Annotated in this window: 12 protein-coding genes and 1 pseudogene; 8 read left to right on the top strand and 5 right to left on the bottom strand. The window is 55.7% G+C overall.

Annotated features, from left to right (window positions below):
- Nucleotides 1-16: 16 nt before the first annotated feature.
- From actP to acs, 3 genes are all read right to left on the bottom strand, one after another.
- Nucleotides 17-1,666, bottom strand: a complete 1,650-nt coding sequence (gene actP, locus OGY62_RS20665) for a cation/acetate symporter ActP (RefSeq protein ID WP_012134589.1) — start codon at nucleotides 1,664-1,666, stop codon at nucleotides 17-19.
- Nucleotides 1,663-1,977 carry a DUF485 domain-containing protein gene (locus OGY62_RS20660; protein WP_024130828.1) on the bottom strand — a complete coding sequence of 105 codons (315 nt, stop codon included), beginning with the start codon at nucleotides 1,975-1,977 and terminating at the stop codon, nucleotides 1,663-1,665. The genes actP and OGY62_RS20660 overlap by 4 nt, the downstream gene beginning before the upstream one ends.
- A gap of 136 nt (nucleotides 1,978-2,113) precedes the next feature.
- A complete protein-coding gene (acs, locus tag OGY62_RS20655; protein ID WP_012134587.1) occupies nucleotides 2,114-4,072 on the bottom strand; it encodes an acetate--CoA ligase in 1,959 nt (652 codons plus the stop codon).
- Between the two features lie 435 nt (nucleotides 4,073-4,507).
- On the opposite strand from acs, the gene nrfA reads away from it, so the two are divergent.
- The 7 genes and pseudogenes from nrfA to gltP all read left to right on the top strand — a co-directional run bounded on the left by nrfA (nucleotide 4,508) and on the right by gltP (nucleotide 12,865).
- Nucleotides 4,508-5,944, top strand: coding sequence for an ammonia-forming nitrite reductase cytochrome c552 subunit (gene nrfA / locus OGY62_RS20650; RefSeq protein ID WP_012134584.1), 1,437 nt, complete (start codon nucleotides 4,508-4,510; stop codon nucleotides 5,942-5,944).
- Nucleotides 5,945-6,056: 112 nt separating this feature from the next.
- Nucleotides 6,057-6,623: a cytochrome c nitrite reductase pentaheme subunit gene (gene nrfB / locus OGY62_RS20645; RefSeq protein ID WP_024130827.1), complete on the top strand. Its 567-nt coding sequence runs from the start codon at nucleotides 6,057-6,059 to the stop codon at nucleotides 6,621-6,623.
- Nucleotides 6,620-7,291 carry a cytochrome c nitrite reductase Fe-S protein gene (gene nrfC, locus OGY62_RS20640; RefSeq protein ID WP_012134582.1) on the top strand — a complete coding sequence of 224 codons (672 nt, stop codon included), beginning with the start codon at nucleotides 6,620-6,622 and terminating at the stop codon, nucleotides 7,289-7,291. Before nrfB ends, nrfC begins: the two co-directional genes overlap by 4 nt.
- A complete protein-coding gene (gene nrfD, locus OGY62_RS20635) occupies nucleotides 7,288-8,244 on the top strand; it encodes a cytochrome c nitrite reductase subunit NrfD (RefSeq protein ID WP_012134581.1) in 957 nt (318 codons plus the stop codon). Before nrfC ends, nrfD begins: the two co-directional genes overlap by 4 nt.
- 18 nt (nucleotides 8,245-8,262) lie before the next feature.
- Nucleotides 8,263-10,477, top strand: a pseudogene (gene nrfF, locus OGY62_RS20630) (heme lyase NrfEFG subunit NrfF).
- Entirely contained in the window at nucleotides 10,474-11,205 is a 732-nt protein-coding gene (gene nrfG, locus OGY62_RS20625) for a heme lyase NrfEFG subunit NrfG (RefSeq protein WP_502873558.1), read from the top strand. The pseudogene nrfF and the gene nrfG overlap by 4 nt, the downstream one beginning before the upstream one ends.
- A gap of 346 nt (nucleotides 11,206-11,551) precedes the next feature.
- On the top strand, nucleotides 11,552-12,865 hold the full coding sequence (gene gltP, locus OGY62_RS20620; RefSeq protein ID WP_024130825.1) for a glutamate/aspartate:proton symporter GltP: 1,314 nt from the start codon (nucleotides 11,552-11,554) through the stop codon (nucleotides 12,863-12,865).
- Between the two features lie 103 nt (nucleotides 12,866-12,968).
- Here gltP and yjcO read toward each other — a convergent pair whose 3' ends face one another.
- Nucleotides 12,969-13,658 (bottom strand): Sel1 family TPR-like repeat protein YjcO, encoded by a 690-nt coding sequence (yjcO, locus tag OGY62_RS20615; protein WP_012134575.1) that lies wholly within the window; start codon nucleotides 13,656-13,658, stop codon nucleotides 12,969-12,971.
- A gap of 182 nt (nucleotides 13,659-13,840) precedes the next feature.
- The gene (gene fdhF, locus OGY62_RS20610; protein WP_077956844.1) at nucleotides 13,841-15,988 is read right to left on the bottom strand and encodes a formate dehydrogenase subunit alpha; all 2,148 of its coding nucleotides are present in this window, start codon (nucleotides 15,986-15,988) and stop codon (nucleotides 13,841-13,843) included.
- Nucleotides 15,989-16,277: 289 nt separating this feature from the next.
- On the opposite strand from fdhF, the gene OGY62_RS20605 reads away from it, so the two are divergent.
- Nucleotides 16,278-17,009, top strand: a complete 732-nt coding sequence (locus OGY62_RS20605; RefSeq protein ID WP_012134571.1) for a response regulator transcription factor — start codon at nucleotides 16,278-16,280, stop codon at nucleotides 17,007-17,009.
- Nucleotides 17,010-17,018 lie beyond the last annotated feature (9 nt).

Here is a 17,018-nt window from a genome sequence, read left to right as displayed (position 1 = left end):
GGAGGAGTGCGCTGAATTAATGCGCGCGGCCTTGCTCAACGCCGTACCCGGTCTGGGAACGGATGAACTGGGCGCGGAACTGCTCACGCTCGCGATTACCTTCCGCAGAGTTATCGGTAGCGGAGAAGAACCAGATCCCGATAAAGGCAACGCTGATGGAGAACAGCGCCGGATACTCATACGGGAAGATGGCTTTTTCGTGGCCGAGGATTTGCACCCAAATCGTTGGGCCGAGAACCATCAGCACGACAGCCGTCACCAGGCCTAACCAGCCGCCCATCATCGCGCCGCGCGTGGTCAGCTTCGACCAGTACATGGAGAGCAGGATGATTGGGAAGTTGCAGCTCGCCGCGATAGCAAACGCCAGGCCGACCATGAAGGCGATATTCTGGTTTTCAAACAGCACGCCCAGAATGATGGCGATCACGCCCAGCACCAGTACGGTAATTTTCGATACCCGCAATTCTTCGCGTTCGGTCGCGCCTTTACGAAACACGTTCGCGTACAGGTCGTGAGATACCGCCGATGCGCCTGCCAGCGTCAGACCGGCCACGACCGCCAGGATCGTTGCGAAGGCCACCGCAGAGATAAAGCCGAGGAACAGGTTGCCGCCTACCGCGTTCGCCAGATGAACCGCCGCCATGTTGTTGCCGCCGATTAACGCGCCTGCGGCATCTTTATACTCCGGGTTCGCGCCGACCAGCATGATTGCGCCAAAGCCGATAATAAAGGTCAGGATGTAGAAATAACCCATAAAGCCAGTGGCGTAGAACACGCTCTTACGCGCTTCGCGGGCATCGCTGACGGTAAAGAAACGCATCAGAATGTGCGGTAAGCCTGCCGTACCGAACATCAGCCCCAGGCCTAATGACAGCGCGGAGATCGGGTCGTTGACCAGACCGCCCGGGCTCATAATGGCTGAACCTTTCGGGTGTACCGCCATCGCTTCGGTGAACAGGTTGTTGAAGCTAAAGCCGACGTGCTTCATGACCATAAAGGCCATAAAGCTGGCGCCGAACAGCAGCAGTACGGCTTTGATAATCTGTACCCATGTCGTTGCCAGCATGCCGCCGAACAGGACGTACATCATCATCAGAACGCCCACCAGCACCACCGCAATGTGGTAGTTCAGACCGAACAACAGCTCGATCAGTTTACCTGCCCCCACCATCTGGGCGATGAGGTAAAGCGCCACCACCACCAGCGAACCACAGGCAGACAGAATGCGGATCGGCCCCTGTTTCAGTCGGTAAGAGGCGACGTCAGCAAAGGTATAGCGACCCAGGTTACGCAAGCGCTCGGCGATCAGGAACAGAATGATAGGCCAGCCCACCAGGAAGCCAAGGGAGTAGATCAGCCCGTCATAACCGGAGGTGAACACCAGAGCGGAAATCCCGAGGAACGACGCGGCGGACATATAGTCGCCGGCGATCGCCAGCCCATTCTGGAAGCCGGTAATATTCCCGCCTGCCGTGTAATAGTCGCTGCGTGAACGGACGCGTTTAGAGGCCCAGTAGGTGATGCCGAGCGTAAACACCACGAAAATCAGGAACATAACGATTGCCTGCCAGTTGGTTGGCTGGCGTTCTACTGCACCGCTAATGGCATCCGCTGCGTTTGCAGCGAAGGGTAGTGTGGCGGCAAGCGCCGTCAGGACTCTCTTCATGATGCTTTAACCTCGTGCAGTACGGCGTTGTTAAGACGGTCGAATTCACCATTCGCCCGCCAGATGTAAATACCGGTCAGGATGAAGGAGATCAGAATGACGCCCACCCCAATTGGAATACCCCGGGTGACATTGGTGCCGGCGTGTAGCGGGGTGCCCAGCCAGCCCGGTGCGAAGGCGATCAGTAAAATAAAGCTGATATAAACCGCCAGCATGATGACCGACAGGATGGTGGCAAACCGTTGCCGTTTTTCGACTAACTCCCTGAAACGCGCACTGTCTTCTATCCGTTGATAAATATTGTCATTCATCACAGAGTCTCCAGAGATAAGGTAGGGGGATTTTTTTATTTTGCCGGATGGCGGCTGAAGCCTTATCCGGCCTACAAGCGATGTTGAACCTGTAGGCCCGATAAGCAGCGCGCCATCGGGCATTTCACGGTTAGGGTTATGAAGGCATTGCGATGGCCTGCTTCTCTTCGAGCAGTTTCTCGACCACGCCAGGATCGGCGAGGGTTGAGGTATCGCCCAGATTGCTGGTATCGCCCGCTGCGATTTTGCGCAAAATACGGCGCATGATTTTGCCGGAACGCGTTTTCGGCAGTGAGTCTGTCCAGTGCAGCACGTCCGGTGTTGCCAGCGGGCCAATTTCTTTACGTACCCAGTTGCGTACTTCGGTATACAGCTCCGGCGACGGATCTTCGCCGTGATTCAGCGTGACATAGGCGTAGATGGCCTGGCCTTTGATGTTGTGCGGAATACCGACCACTGCGGCTTCGGCAATCTTCGGATGCGACACCAGCGCGGATTCAATCTCCGCCGTGCCCAGACGATGGCCGGAAACGTTCAGTACGTCATCGACGCGCCCGGTGATCCAGTAGTAACCATCTTCATCACGACGCGCGCCGTCGCCGCTGAAATACATGTTTTTGAAGGTAGAGAAGTAGGTCTGCTCAAAACGCTCGTGATCGCCGAACAGGGTACGCGCCTGACCCGGCCAGGAGTCGGTAATCACCAGATTGCCTTCGGTCGCCCCTTCCTGCGGGTGGCCTTCGTTATCCACCAGCGCGGGCTGCACGCCAAAGAACGGACGCGTGGCGGAACCGGCTTTCAGTTCAGTCGCGCCAGGCAGCGGCGTGATCATGAATCCACCGGTTTCGGTCTGCCACCAGGTGTCTACTACCGGGCATTTTTCGTTACCGATCTTCTTCCAGTACCATTCCCACGCTTCCGGGTTGATCGGTTCGCCGACGGAACCGAGGATGCGCAGCGAAGAGCGATCGGTGCCTTCAATCGCCTTATCGCCTTCCGCCATCAGAGCGCGAATAGCGGTTGGGGCGGTGTAGAGAATAGTAACCTGGTGCTTATCCACCACCTGCGCCATCCGCGCTGGCGTCGGCCAGTTTGGCACGCCTTCAAACATCAGGGTGGTTGCGCCGCAGGCCAGCGGCCCATACAGCAGGTAGCTGTGCCCGGTCACCCAGCCTACGTCTGCGGTGCACCAGTAGATATCGTCCGGGTGATAGTCAAAGACATACTTAAAGGTGGTGGCGGCATAAACCAGATAGCCGCCGGTGGTATGCAGCACGCCTTTTGGCTTGCCGGTTGAACCGGAGGTGTAGAGGATAAACAGTGGGTCTTCCGCATTCATCTCTTCCGGCTGATGGTCAGCGCTGGATTTCTCAATCACGTCGCTCCACCACAGATCGCGGCCTTCATGCCAGTCGACTTTCCCGCCAGTACGTTTTAAAACCACCACATGTTCAACGCTGTTCACATTCGGGTTTTTCAGCGCATCATCGACGTTCTTTTTCAGCGGGATGCCGCGTCCGGCACGCACGCCTTCATCGGCGGTGATCACCAGACGTGAGCTGGAGTCGATGATTCGCCCGGCAACCGCTTCCGGCGAGAAGCCGCCGAAGATCACCGAATGCACCGCGCCAATGCGTGCGCAGGCCAGCATCGCCACCGCCGCTTCCGGCACCATCGGCATATAAATAGCCACGACGTCGCCTTTCTTAATGCCCAGCTCCAGCAGCGTATTGGCGAAACGACAAACATCGCGATGCAATTCGCGATATGAAATGTGTTTGCTCTGGGTGGCGTCATCGCCTTCCCAGATGATGGCGGTACGGTCGCCGTTTTCTTGCAGATGGCGGTCAAGGCAGTTTGCCGCCAGGTTCAGCGTGCCATCCTCATACCATTTAATCGACACGTTGCCGGGCGCAAAGGAGGTGTTCTTCACTTTTTTATACGGTGTAATCCAGTCGAGAATCTTTCCCTGTTCACCCCAAAAGGTATCTGGCTCGTTAATAGATTGTTGATATTTCGCCTCATACTGCTCCGGGTTTATCAGGCAACGATCCGCAATGTTTGCGGGAATAGCGTGTTTATGTATTTGGCTCATGGCTTTTGTTCTCCTTGTAAGATGTTAATAATATGTCTCACAAAAGTTAAATGTAGGGGCTTTGGCAGTTTTGTTTAGTATTTGCGCGGCAGATCACGCAATAACGGAACTGTGCAAATAAACGGCAAAGTGATTTTTGAAGGAATCTCGCAAAAATGGATTAATACCCGCGATAACATGCAGTTACAGGCGAGTTGTTGAAAAAGTGATCCGCGTCGAATGCTAACGAAAGGAGTAGGTTTAAGGAGGGGTGTATAACTCTAAAGTGGTATTTTACATGCACTTACAATTGATTAAAGACAACATTTTTAATGGGGTTTTTTGTTACACATAGAGGGGAGCAATGTCATGACAGTATTCGTGCGGTTGCTGTTGTGGAAAAACAAAATAAAGAACCGCCATTGAAGGCAATGGCGCAATCTGGATGAGACCTCTATGGCAAGGACAATATTACGCGCACGCCGTTTCTTCAGCCTGATATTACCGTTTTTTTTCATTTCCTCTGTATACGCTGAACAAACGTCCGTTCCCGCAAAGACCGTCACCGTTGAAGCGAAGAATGAAACCTTCGCCCCTCAGCATCCCGATCAATATCTCTCATGGAAAGCGACGTCAGAACAGTCAACGCGTGAAGATGCGCTGGCAGAAGACCCACGTCTGGTGATCCTGTGGGCGGGATACCCCTTCTCGCGTGACTACAATAAGCCGCGTGGGCACGCTTATGCGGTTACCGATGTGCGTGAAACTCTGCGTACCGGCGCACCGAAAAATGCCGAAGATGGCCCATTGCCGATGGCCTGCTGGAGCTGTAAAAGCCCGGATGTGGCGCGTCTGATCCAGAAAGATGGCGAAGACGGCTACTTCCACGGTAAATGGGCGCGCGGCGGCCCGGAAATCGTCAATGCCCTGGGCTGCGCCGACTGCCATAACACCGCCTCAGACGATTTCGCCAAAGGTAAACCGGCGTTAACGCTCTCCCGTCCTTATGCCGAGCGCGCGATGGAAACCATCGGCAAACCGTTTGATAAAGCCAGCCGTTTTGACCAGCAATCTATGGTGTGCGGGCAGTGCCATGTGGAGTACTACTTTGACGGTAAAAATAAAGCCGTCAAATTCCCGTGGGATGAGGGAACAAAAGTCGAGGATATGGAGAAATATTACGACGCCATCGCCTTCTCTGACTGGACAAACCCGCTGTCGAAAACGCCAATGCTGAAAGCGCAGCACCCGGAATATGAAACCTGGAGCGTGGGCATTCACGGCAAGAACAACGTGACCTGTATTGATTGTCACATGCCGAAAGTGCAGAACGCCGAAGGCAAACTCTACACCGACCATAAGATTGGCAACCCGTTTGATAACTTCGCCCAGACCTGCGCCAACTGCCACACCCAGGATAAAGCCTCCCTGCAAAAAGTGGTTGCTGAGCGTAAACAGGCGATTCATGACCTGAAAATCAAGGTTGAAGATCAGTTAGTACACGCGCATTTCGAAGCGAAAGCGGCGTGGGATGCGGGCGCGACAGAAGCGGAAATGAAACCGATTCTGGACGATATCCGTCATGCGCAGTGGCGCTGGGATCTGGCGATTGCCTCGCACGGCATCCATATGCATGCCCCGGATGAAGGTCTGCGTATGCTGGGCGGCGCGATGGATAAAGCGGCGGATGCCCGTACCAAACTGGTGCGTCTGCTGGGCAGTAAAGGCATCACTCATGAAATCCCGCTGCCGGATATCTCCACCAAAGAGAAAGCCCAGAAAGCGATTGGTTTGAACATGCAGCAAATCAACGCCGAGAAGCAGGACTTCATCAAGACGGTGATTCCGCAATGGGAAGATCAGGCGCGTAAAAACGGTCTGTTAAGCCAATAACCTCACATGTGACAAATTTGCCGGATGGCAGCGCAAGCGCTTTATCCGGCCTACGGAAGTCTTGTAGGCCTGATAAGCGTAGCGCCATCAGGCATTATGCAACGGAGTGAATATGAGCGTATTACGTTCGTTATTAACTGCTGGGGTGCTGGCGTCAGGTCTGTTCTGGAGCCTGTGTGGGATAACCGCTACCCCAACGCCGCAGGACTCGGAGCAACGCTGGACGGTCACCCAGCAGCGTAATCCAGATGCTGCTTGTCTGGATTGCCACAAGCCGGATACCGAGGGTATGCACGGTAAGCACGCTTCTGTCGTTAACCCAAACAACAAGCTGCCGGTTACGTGCACCAACTGTCACGGTCAGCCATCGCCTAAACACCGCGAAGGGGTGAAAGATGTGATGCGCTTTAACGACCCGATGTATACGGTAGAGCAGCAGAACAGCGTCTGTATGTCCTGCCACCTGCCTGAGCAGCTGCAAAAAGCGTTCTGGCCGCATGATGTCCATGTGACCAAAGTGGCGTGCGCCAGCTGTCACTCGCTGCATCCACAGCAAGATACGATGCAGACGCTCAATGAGAAAGGACGGATTAAAATTTGCGTCGATTGCCACAGCGATCAGCGCACTAATCCGCACTTTAACCCGGCGTCCGTTCCCTTGCTTAAGGAGCATCCATGAGTTGCTCTCGTCGCCAGTTTATCACCCGCGTCGGCGCGCTGGTGGCGGTCAGCGGAACAGCAGGACGCGTGGTGGCGAAAACGTTGAATATCAACGGCGTGCGTTACGGTATGGTGCATGATGAGTCATTATGCATCGGCTGTACCGCCTGCATGGATGCCTGTCGGGAAGTGAACCAGGTACCGGAGGGCGTGTCGCGTCTGACGATTATCCGCAGCGAGCCGCAGGGGACGTTTCCTGACGTGAAGTATCAATTCTTCCGTCATTCGTGCCAGCACTGCGACCATGCGCCCTGCGTTGACGTTTGCCCGACCGGTGCCTCATTCCGCGATGCCGCCAGCGGTATCGTCGATGTGAACCCGGATCTGTGCGTCGGCTGCCAGTATTGCATTGCGGCGTGTCCTTATCGCGTACGCTTTATCCATCCGGTCAGCAAGACGGCAGATAAGTGCGATTTCTGCCGGAAAACCAACCTGAAAGCGGGTAAGTTGCCCGCCTGCGTCGAGTCCTGCCCGACAAAGGCGCTGACGTTTGGCAACCTGGACGATCCCAACAGCGATATCTCTCGTCTGCTGCGGCAGAAAACTACCTACCGCTACAAGCTGGCGCTGGGTACGAAACCGAAGGTCTACCGCGTTCCCTTTAAATTTGGGGAGGTGAGCCAATGACGCACGCTTCTGCTTTCCATTTTGAATCGCTGGTGTGGGACTGGCCCATCGCCATCTATCTGTTTCTGATTGGTATTTCTGCCGGGTTAGTGACGCTGGCTATTTTGCTGCGCCGCATTCACCCGGAAGCGGGCGGGGCGGACAGCACGCTGCTGCGTACGACGCTGGTGGTGGGGCCGGGGGCAATTATTCTTGGCCTGCTGATCCTGATCTTTCACCTGACGCGCCCGTGGACCTTCTGGAAACTGATGTTCCACTACAGCTTCACGTCGGTGATGTCGATGGGCGTCATGCTGTTCCAGCTCTATATGGTGGTGCTGGTTCTGTGGCTGGCGAAAATCTTTGAAAAAGAAGTGCTTGCCCTGCAACAGCGCTGGTTGCCGCGTCTGGGGATGGTGCAAAAAGCGTTGACGTTGCTGACGCCGTTCCATCGCCTGCTTGAGACGGTAATGCTGGTGCTGGCGGTACTGCTGGGGGCGTATACCGGCTTCCTGCTGTCGGCGCTGAAGTCCTATCCGTTCCTTAATAACCCGATCCTGCCGGTGCTGTTCCTGTTCTCGGGGATCTCTTCCGGGGCGGCGGTGGCGCTGATTGCGATGGCCTTGCGTCATCGCAGCAATCCGCACAGCACTGAAGCGCATTTTGTGCATCGCATGGAAACGCCGGTCGTCTGGCTGGAAATCTTCCTGCTGGCGGCGTTCTTTGTTGGGCTGGCGTTGGGCGATGACGGCAAAATGCGCGCGCTGACTGCGGCGCTGGGTGGTGGATTCTGGACATGGTGGTTCTGGCTTGGCGTCGCGGGGCTGGGGCTGATTGTGCCAATGCTGCTGAAGCCCTGGGCGAATCGCGGTTCGACGTTTCACGGCGTGCTGGCGGTATGTGGCGCCAGCCTGACCGGTGTCCTGCTGCTGCGCTTTTTCATTCTTTATGCGGGACAGCTAACGGTCGCGTGAGCTTAGGCAGGGTGATCTCTGGACGTATTCCTTCCTGAAGCCGGTTTTCTGGCATTACTGCTGAGTCTTGGGGTCAACGTGTTGACCCCACTTGCCACGCTGGTGGGGTTGCGCCAGCGCTGGCAGGGCATCAGACGTCTGGCGATAATCGGCGTCCTGGCGCAATTCGCGCTGTTATCACTGGCGTTCGCTATTCTGGTTTTCTGCTTTCTTACCAGCGATTTTTCGGTTGTCTACGTTGCACAGCATAGCTACAGCCAGCTGCCGTGGGGATTAAAACTGGCGGCGGTGTGGGGCGGTCATGAAGGATCGCTGCTGCTGTGGGTGCTGTTCCTTTCCGGCTGGAGCGCGCTGTTCGCCTGGCGGTGCAAAGGCGAGCGCGATGCGCTCTTTCCGCTAACGCTCTGTATTCTGTCGATGATGACCGCCCTGCTGCTGCTGTTTGTCGTGGTCTGGTCGGACCCGTTTGTGCGTATCTTTCCGCCCGCGATTGAGGGGCGCGATCTCAATCCGATGCTGCAACACCTGGGGCTGATTCTCCATCCACCGCTGCTTTATCTGGGCTATGGCGGCCTGATGGTCGCAGCGGGCGTTGCGCTGGCGTCATTGCTGCGTGGCGGCTTTAGCGCGGCCACCGCCTGGGTCTGCTGGCGCTGGGCGCTCCCCGGCTGGTGCGCGCTGACGCTGGGCATCATTCTCGGGTCGTGGTGGGCGTACTGCGAACTGGGCTGGGGCGGCTGGTGGTTCTGGGACCCGGTGGAAAACGCTTCTTTATTACCCTGGCTTTCTGCCAGCGCGCTACTGCATAGCCTGTTCGTTTCCCGCCAGCGCGGCATCTTTCGCCACTGGTCTTTGCTGCTGGCGATTCTGACGCTGATTTTATCCCTGCTGGGCACGCTGATTGTGCGCTCCGGCATTCTGGTCTCTGTCCATGCCTTTGCGCTGGACAACGTGCGTGCGGTGCCGCTGTTCGCGCTGTTTACCGTGTTGAGCCTGGCGTCGCTCGGGTTGTACGCGTGGCGAGGCCAGCAAGTCCGCCAGAATGCGCGTTTTGGCAGTTGGTCGCGTGAGATGATGATTCTGGCCGCGCTGCTGCTTTTTAGCGCCGTGCTGCTGATTGTGCTTATCGGGACGCTCTATCCGATGATTTACGGCCTGTTCGGCTGGGGGCGACTCTCCGTCGGCGCGCCCTATTTTAATCGCGCCACGCTGCCGTTTGGGCTGCTGATGCTGTTAGTTATCGTACTGGCGACAATCAGAAGCCGGAAAGTGTCTGTGCGTTGTCAGCTTCCGGCGCTGCTGGCGCACACCGGCGTATTGGTTGTCGCCGCCGGGATTATTTTCTCCAGCGGCAGTCGGCACGAGATCAGCCTTAATCTGCGCCCCGGAGAGCAGGTGGAACTGGCAGGCTACACGTTTCGTTTTGAACGTCTCGATCTGGAGGCGAAAGGCAATTACACCACCGAGAAAGCGCAGATCGCCATTGAGCAGGATAAACGGCACATCGGGCGCGTCACGCCCGAGCGGCGTTTTTACGCGGCGCGCCGTCAGCAGATGATGGAGCCGGGGATTCGCTGGAATCTGCTGCATGACTGGTATGCGGTGATGGGCGAAAAAACCGGGCAGGATCGCTATGCCATGCGCCTGTATGTCCAGACCGGCGTGCGCTGGATCTGGGGCGGAGGGCTGTTGATGATTGCAGGCGCGGCGCTCAGCGGCTGGCGTGGGAGGAAGCGTGATGAGTAAATTAATCAACGCGTTGCCGGATGGCGGCGTACGGGGTGCGCAACACATTGTAGGCCAGATAAGCGCAGCGCCATCCGGCAGAATAGGTTTACTCTTGGCTATCATTTTGTTTTTCATCACCTTTGCAGCGCATGCCCAGGTTGTGGACACCTGGCGCTTTGAAAACGCGCAACAGCAGGAAAAATCACTATTTATTGCCAGCCAGCTGCGCTGCCCGCAGTGCCAGAATCAAAACTTGCTGGAATCCAACGCGCCGGTAGCGGTCAGTATGCGCCATCAGGTCTATACCATGGTGGCGGAAGGTAAAAGCGAAGAGGAAATCACCGCCTGGATGACCGAACGCTACGGTGAGTTTGTCCTCTACAACCCGGCGCTAACCGGGCAAACGTTGCTGCTGTGGGCGCTGCCTTTCCTGCTGTTGCTGCTGGTGGGCGTGGCGCTGTGGCGAGTGATAGCGCGTCAGCGTAAAGAGGAGGGGCGTGAATGAGTCTGCATCAGGTGAGCGTACTGCTGCTGCGTCACAGCCAGCGCCAGGCGCAGCAGGCGCTGGCGGGTCAGGACACGGCGCAGCTACAACAGGAATTGCATCATGATTTGGCGGAGCCTGTGGCTTCGGACGCGCCGTCGCGCCCGCTACCGGTGAAAGCGCTGCTGGCCGTTGCGATCGTCATGGTGATGGCTTGCGTCGGCGGCTATCTGGCGTCGTCAAAATGGCAGGCCGTTCGCCAGGAACAGCAGCGTCTGGCCGATCCGCTGCGGGCGTTTACCGATGAACCGACGGCGGAAAAGCAGTTGCTGACGTTGCAGGCGGCGATTCGCGCAAACCCGCAGGACAGCGCGCAGTGGGCGACGCTGGGCGAGTACTACCTCTGGCGTAATGCCTATGACAATGCTCTGCTGGCGTATCAGCAGGCGCTGCGCCTGCGGGGAGAGAACGCGGAGATCTATTCGGCGCTGGCGACGGTGCGCTATTACCAGTCCGGGCAGCATATGACGCCGGAAACGCGTGAAATGATCGATAAAGCGCTGGCGCTTGATGCTTCGGAAGTCACCGCGTTAATGCTGCTGGCCGCTGATGCGTTTATGCAGGCTGATTATGTGCAGGCCATCGCATTCTGGCAAAAATTACTGGATTTGAACTCGCCAAGGGTTAATCGCGTGCAACTCATTGACGCTATTAATATGGCGAAGTTGTTGCAGAATCGTCAGAAATAATTTTGTTTTTTTGTGATTTGTGTCGTTTTTGCTGTTTAAAAAGTAAGCGAATGAACGGTGGCGTTAAAATAATTCCAGAAAGGTATTATTCGTTTTTGAGGAAATAAAAATCTTTCCATAACAAATAGTTATTCATGATGATCGCGATAAACTCGCGTTATTATGCATAAAATCAGTTAGAAGCCCTGTTCTGAAAGGGTTGCGCAGTATGCCATGCAAATGGTACTGATTATGCGCGTTAAAAAACTCCACAAACGAACGCAACACAATTCATACCCTTTCAGTATGTACTGTTCTCATCCTTTTTTGAATGCAGAACGGCGCTTCATTGAGGAAGTCTGTTGTTATGAAAAACTTGAAAATCAGCCTGGCCTGGCAGATTTTGCTGGCCATGGTGCTGGGTATTCTTCTGGGCAGTTATCTGCATTATCACAGCGACAGCCGCGAATGGCTGGTTGCCAACCTGCTGTCACCGGCGGGCGATATCTTTATCCATCTGATCAAAATGATCGTCGTTCCGATTGTTATCTCCACCCTGATTGTCGGTATTGCCGGTGTCGGCGATGCGAAACAGTTAGGACGTATCGGTGCCAAAACCATTATCTATTTCGAAGTGATCACGACCGTCGCCATTATCCTCGGTATTACACTGGCGAACGTGTTTCAACCCGGTTCCGGGATTGATATGTCGCAACTGGCGACCGTGGATATTTCGAAATACCAAAGCACGACGGCGGAAGTACAGAGCCATGCGCACGGTTTGATGGGCACGATTTTGTCACTGGTTCCGACCAACATTGTCGCGTCGATGGCGAAGGGCGACATGCTGCCGATTATCTTCTTCTCGGTGCTGTTTGGCCTGGGTCTGTCTTCCCTGCCTGCGACTCACCGTGAACCGCTGGTCACCGTGTTCCGCTCCATCTCAGAAACCATGTTTAAAGTGACCCACATGGTGATGCGTTACGCGCCGGTCGGGGTGTTTGCGCTGATCGCTGTTACCGTGGCGAACTTTGGTTTTGCGTCGCTGTGGCCGCTGGCGAAACTGGTGCTGCTGGTACACTTCGCGATTCTGTTCTTCGCGCTGGTGGTGTTGGGCATCGTGGCGCGTCTGTGCGGTCTGAGCGTCTGGATTCTGATTCGTATCCTGAAAGATGAACTGATTCTGGCTTACTCCACTGCCAGCTCTGAGAGCGTGCTGCCGCGCATTATCGAGAAGATGGAGGCCTATGGCGCTCCGGCGTCGATCACCAGCTTTGTGGTGCCGACCGGGTACTCCTTCAACCTTGATGGCTCGACGCTGTACCAGAGTATTGCGGCGATCTTTATCGCGCAGCTGTACGGTATCGACCTGTCGCTGTGGCAGGAAATCATACTGGTGCTGACGCTGATGGTCACCTCGAAAGGGATTGCGGGCGTGCCGGGCGTTTCCTTCGTGGTGCTGCTGGCGACGCTGGGTAGCGTAGGCATTCCGCTGGAAGGGCTGGCGTTTATCGCCGGTGTTGACCGTATCCTCGATATGGCGCGTACCGCGCTGAACGTGGTGGGTAATGCGCTGGCGGTGCTGGTTATCGCCAAGTGGGAACACAAGTTTGACCGTAAGAAAGCGCTGGCGTATGAGCGCGAGGTATTGGGCAAATTTGATAAGACCGCGAATCAGTAATTTATGACAGATTGCCGGATGGCGCTACGCTTATCCGGCCTACGGGAAGCTGTGGTCTGTAGGCCGGATAAGGCGCTTGCGCCGCCATCCGGCAATATTACATTCACCCGTTGGTTAACTTATCAAACTCTTCGCAGCCGGTATCAAACCCTTCCGTACAGCTCAGATTCAACCAGTGCAGCGCCTTCTGTTTATTCTTCTCAATAAAGCCCTGTTCGCCGTTTAAGAATAACATTCCGGCCCAGTATTCGGAGTAGCCGGTACGGGAAATGGCGGAACTGCGTTTGAAATACCAGGTCGCCTTATCGTCATCGGCAGGAATGCCCACGCCGTTGGCATAAATCAGCCCGAGCAGCATCTGCGCATCGGCGGCAGAATCGCTCTCCAGGTTTTCTGAGGCGTTTTGCAGCAGTGAAATGGCTTTTGGATAGTCAGGCGTCCCCGCCTGGGTGTTGACCAGAATGCGCGCCAGAGTGATTTCTCCGGCTTTGCTGCCCGCTTGTGCCGCCTTTTCGGCCAGCGTTTTAGCCTGCGGATAATCCAGACTGACGGGGTTGGTGATTTTGATTTGCGCCAGCAATGCGCAGGCATCTGCATCACCGTTGTCTGCGGCTTTTTGCGCCCAGTATTCCGCTTTGCTGAGATCGCCGGAACTGAACCAGGTATCGGCAAGAAAATACTGTGCGCGTCGGTCTCCGCCTTCCGCCGCCTTCAGATACTGGCTGCCAGGCTCAGTATCGGTGGCATGGGCAAAGAATGTCATTAAGAACATCAATGCAAGAAGTGGTTTCATTTTGAGTTTTATTTAGGGTACGGAGTAGACAGTATAAAGAGATCGTATGGATAAAAAAACAGCCTCCGGCGGAGGCTGTTGCAAGGAAAATGTCTGATGGCGATGCTCACGCATCTTATCAGGCCGACAGTGGAAACAGGTCGTAGGCCGGATAAGGCATTCTCATGCCGCCATTCGGCAGATTACCCCATTGCGCTTTCGCGCAGACGGGTTTTCAACTTGCTGTATTCATCAATCACATACTGCTCGGCGGCGCGCTGATCGGCGATCGGCTCGACGCGCACGGCGCAGTACTTGTACTCCGGCGTTTTGGTAATCGGGCTTAAGTTCTCTGTCACCAGCTCGTTACAGGCGCCAATCCACCACTGGTAGGTCATGTAAATCGCCCCTTTGTTCGGACGATCGCTGACCTGCGCACGGGTGATAATTTTGCCTTTACGTGAATGAACCCAGACCAGCGCTTCATCTTCAATGCCCAGACGCGCGGCGTCGGCCGTGTTGATTTGCGCATAGCCAGGCTCATCCGCCAGCGCCGCCAGCGCGGCACAGTTCCCGGTCATCGAGCGACACGAGTAGTGGCCGACTTCACGCACCGTAGACAGCACCATCGGGTACTCTTCGGTGAGTTTGTCGATCGGCGCGACCCAGTCGCAGGTGAAGAACTGCGCCAGACCGTTCGGGGTGTCGAACTTCTCTTTGAAGAGATAAGACGTCCCCTGATCGGCATCCGACGTGTCGCGGCAAGGCCACTGAATGAAGCCCAGTTCGCCCATCTTCTCGTAAGTCGCCCCGTAAAAATCCGGGCACAGATGACGCAACTCATCCCAGATCTCCTGGGTGTTGTTGTAGTGCATCGGGTAGCCCATACGAGTGGCGATTTCACTGATGATTTGCCAGTCCGTTTTCAGATCCCACTTCGGTTCAACGGCTTTAAAGAAGCGCTGGAAACCACGGTCAGCAGCGGTAAACACCCCTTCATGCTCGCCCCACGACGTAGACGGTAAGATAACATCCGCCGCCGACGCGGTTTTGGTCATAAAGATGTCCTGCACGATGACCAGTTCCAGGTCTTCAAACCCTTTGCGCACCGCAGAGAGTTCCGCATCGGTTTGCAGCGGATCTTCACCCATAATGTACGCCGCGCGAACTTCGCCATGCGCAGCACGGTGTGGCAGTTCGCTGATGCGATAGCCGGTATGCGCTGGCAGGCTTTCCACGCCCCAGGCTTTGGCGAATTTTTCGCGGTTAGCCGGGTCTTTCACGTACTGATAGCCCGGATAGGTATCCGGCAGCGCGCCCATGTCACATGCGCCCTGAACGTTGTTCTGGCCGCGAACCGGGTTTACGCCCACGCTTGGCTTACCGAGGTTGCCGGTCAGCATGGCGAGACTGGTCAGCGAACGCACGGTTTCCACGCCCTGATAGAACTGGGTCACGCCCATGCCCCACAGGATTGCGGCGCTTTTCGCTTCGGCGTACATACGCGCCGCCTTGCGAATATCGTGCGCGCTCACGCCGGTGATATCCTCAACGGATTCCGGCGTGTAGCCTTCGACAATCTTACGGTACTCTTCAAAGCCTTCAGTACGGGAGGCGACGAACGCCTGGTCGTACAGATTTTCTTCAATAATGACATGACCCATAGCGTTGAGCAGCGCGATATTCGAGCCGTTTCTCAACGCGATGTGGATGTCGGCAATGCGCGCGGTTTCAATTTTGCGCGGATCGCAGACGATAATTTTCGCGCCGTTGCGTTTAGCGTTAATCACATGATTCGCCACGATAGGGTGGGAATCCGCCGGGTTATAGCCGAAGATAAACACTAAATCGGTGTTATCAATTTCGTTAATCGCATTACTCATTGCGCCGTTACCGACCGACTGGTGCAGACCTGCAACCGATGGGCCGTGTCAGACGCGAGCGCAGCAGTCAACGTTATTGGTACCAATAACGGCGCGCGCGAATTTTTGCATTACATAGTTGGTTTCGTTACCTGTGCCGCGAGACGAACCGGTCGTCTGGATGGCGTCCGGGCCATACTTCGCTTTGATGGCGCTCAGGCGATCGGCGACGTAGTTCAGCGCTTCATCCCAGGAAACGGATTCCAGTTTGCCGCCACGCTGGCGACGAATCATAGGGGTTTTCAGGCGCGGGGTCAGGATCTGGGTATCGTTAATAAAATCCCAGCCATAGTAGCCCTTCAGACACAGAGTACCCTGATTGGTTTTCCCCTGCGCCGCCTCTGCCCGGACGATTTTGCCGTTATCGACCACCAGGTTGATTTTGCAACCTGATGCGCAATACGGGCAAACCGTGACGACTTTTTTCATCGGTCTCGCTCCAGTTAATCAAATCGCGCATACGCGCTGTCGGCCTCATTATGCATCTTTTATGCCATGTTTTTATTGGGGTCTTTCCCTGATATTACGGGTAAAATTTGGTCAAAACCCTGACGAAAAACAGGCTGTCGTCAGTTTTGACGTGACGAACAGGAAAAGCGGTGACGGCCCGGCAGTGTGACCAGGGTTATGTTTCCTGCATCTCCTGCTGCGCAATATCTGTCACTCCGGGCAGAATCAATCACACTCATCTGTAGGGGATGTGAAATGGGGAAGGGTGATGAAACCAGCCATACTGGTCGTGGATGATGACGCGGCGGTCTGCGCATTGTTGCAGGATGTCCTGAACGAGCACGTTTTTGCGGTGACGGTCTGCCATACCGGGCAGGCTGCGCTGGCGTGCGTCGAAACCCAGCCGGAGATTGCGCTGGTGTTGCTGGATATGATGCTGCCCGACACGAACGGTTTGATGGTGTTGCAGCAGGTACAGAAGATCAGGCCTACGCTGCCGGTGGTGATGCTCACGGGGCTGGGGAGCGAGTCGGATGTGGTGGTCGGGCTGGAGATGGGCGCTGATGATTACATCAGCAAACCGTTTAACCCGCGCGTGGTGGTGGCGCGAATGAAAGCCGTACTCCGTCGGGTTGGCGTGCTGATCGCCGAAGGCGGAAGCGTGCAGACGTCTGGCCTCTCTTTCAATGGCTGGCATCTGGATACCGCGCGCTGTCAGTTGCACAATCCGCAGCAGCAGGCGGTGGATCTCACCCAGGGGGAATACAGTTTGCTGCTGGCGCTGGCGCAAAACGCCCGTCGGGTGCTCAGCCGTGAGCAGTTGCTGGAATTAACGCACAGCGACAGCGTTGAGGTTTTTGATCGCACCATTGACGTGTTGATTATGCGTCTGCGCCGCAAAATTGAAATCAATCCGCATCAGCCGACGTTGATCAAAACCCTGCGCGGCCTCGGGTATGTTTTTGCCGCCGATGTGCAGCACCACGATAAAGCCGCGTAATCAGGCGCG

The sequence above is a fragment of the Citrobacter sp. CK198 genome (genome assembly GCF_030333295.1).
Classification (GTDB): Bacteria; Pseudomonadota; Gammaproteobacteria; order Enterobacterales; family Enterobacteriaceae; genus Citrobacter_B; species Citrobacter_B koseri.
Note: the sequence above shows the minus strand (reverse complement) of the source record. Positions and strands in the feature narration are given on the sequence as shown.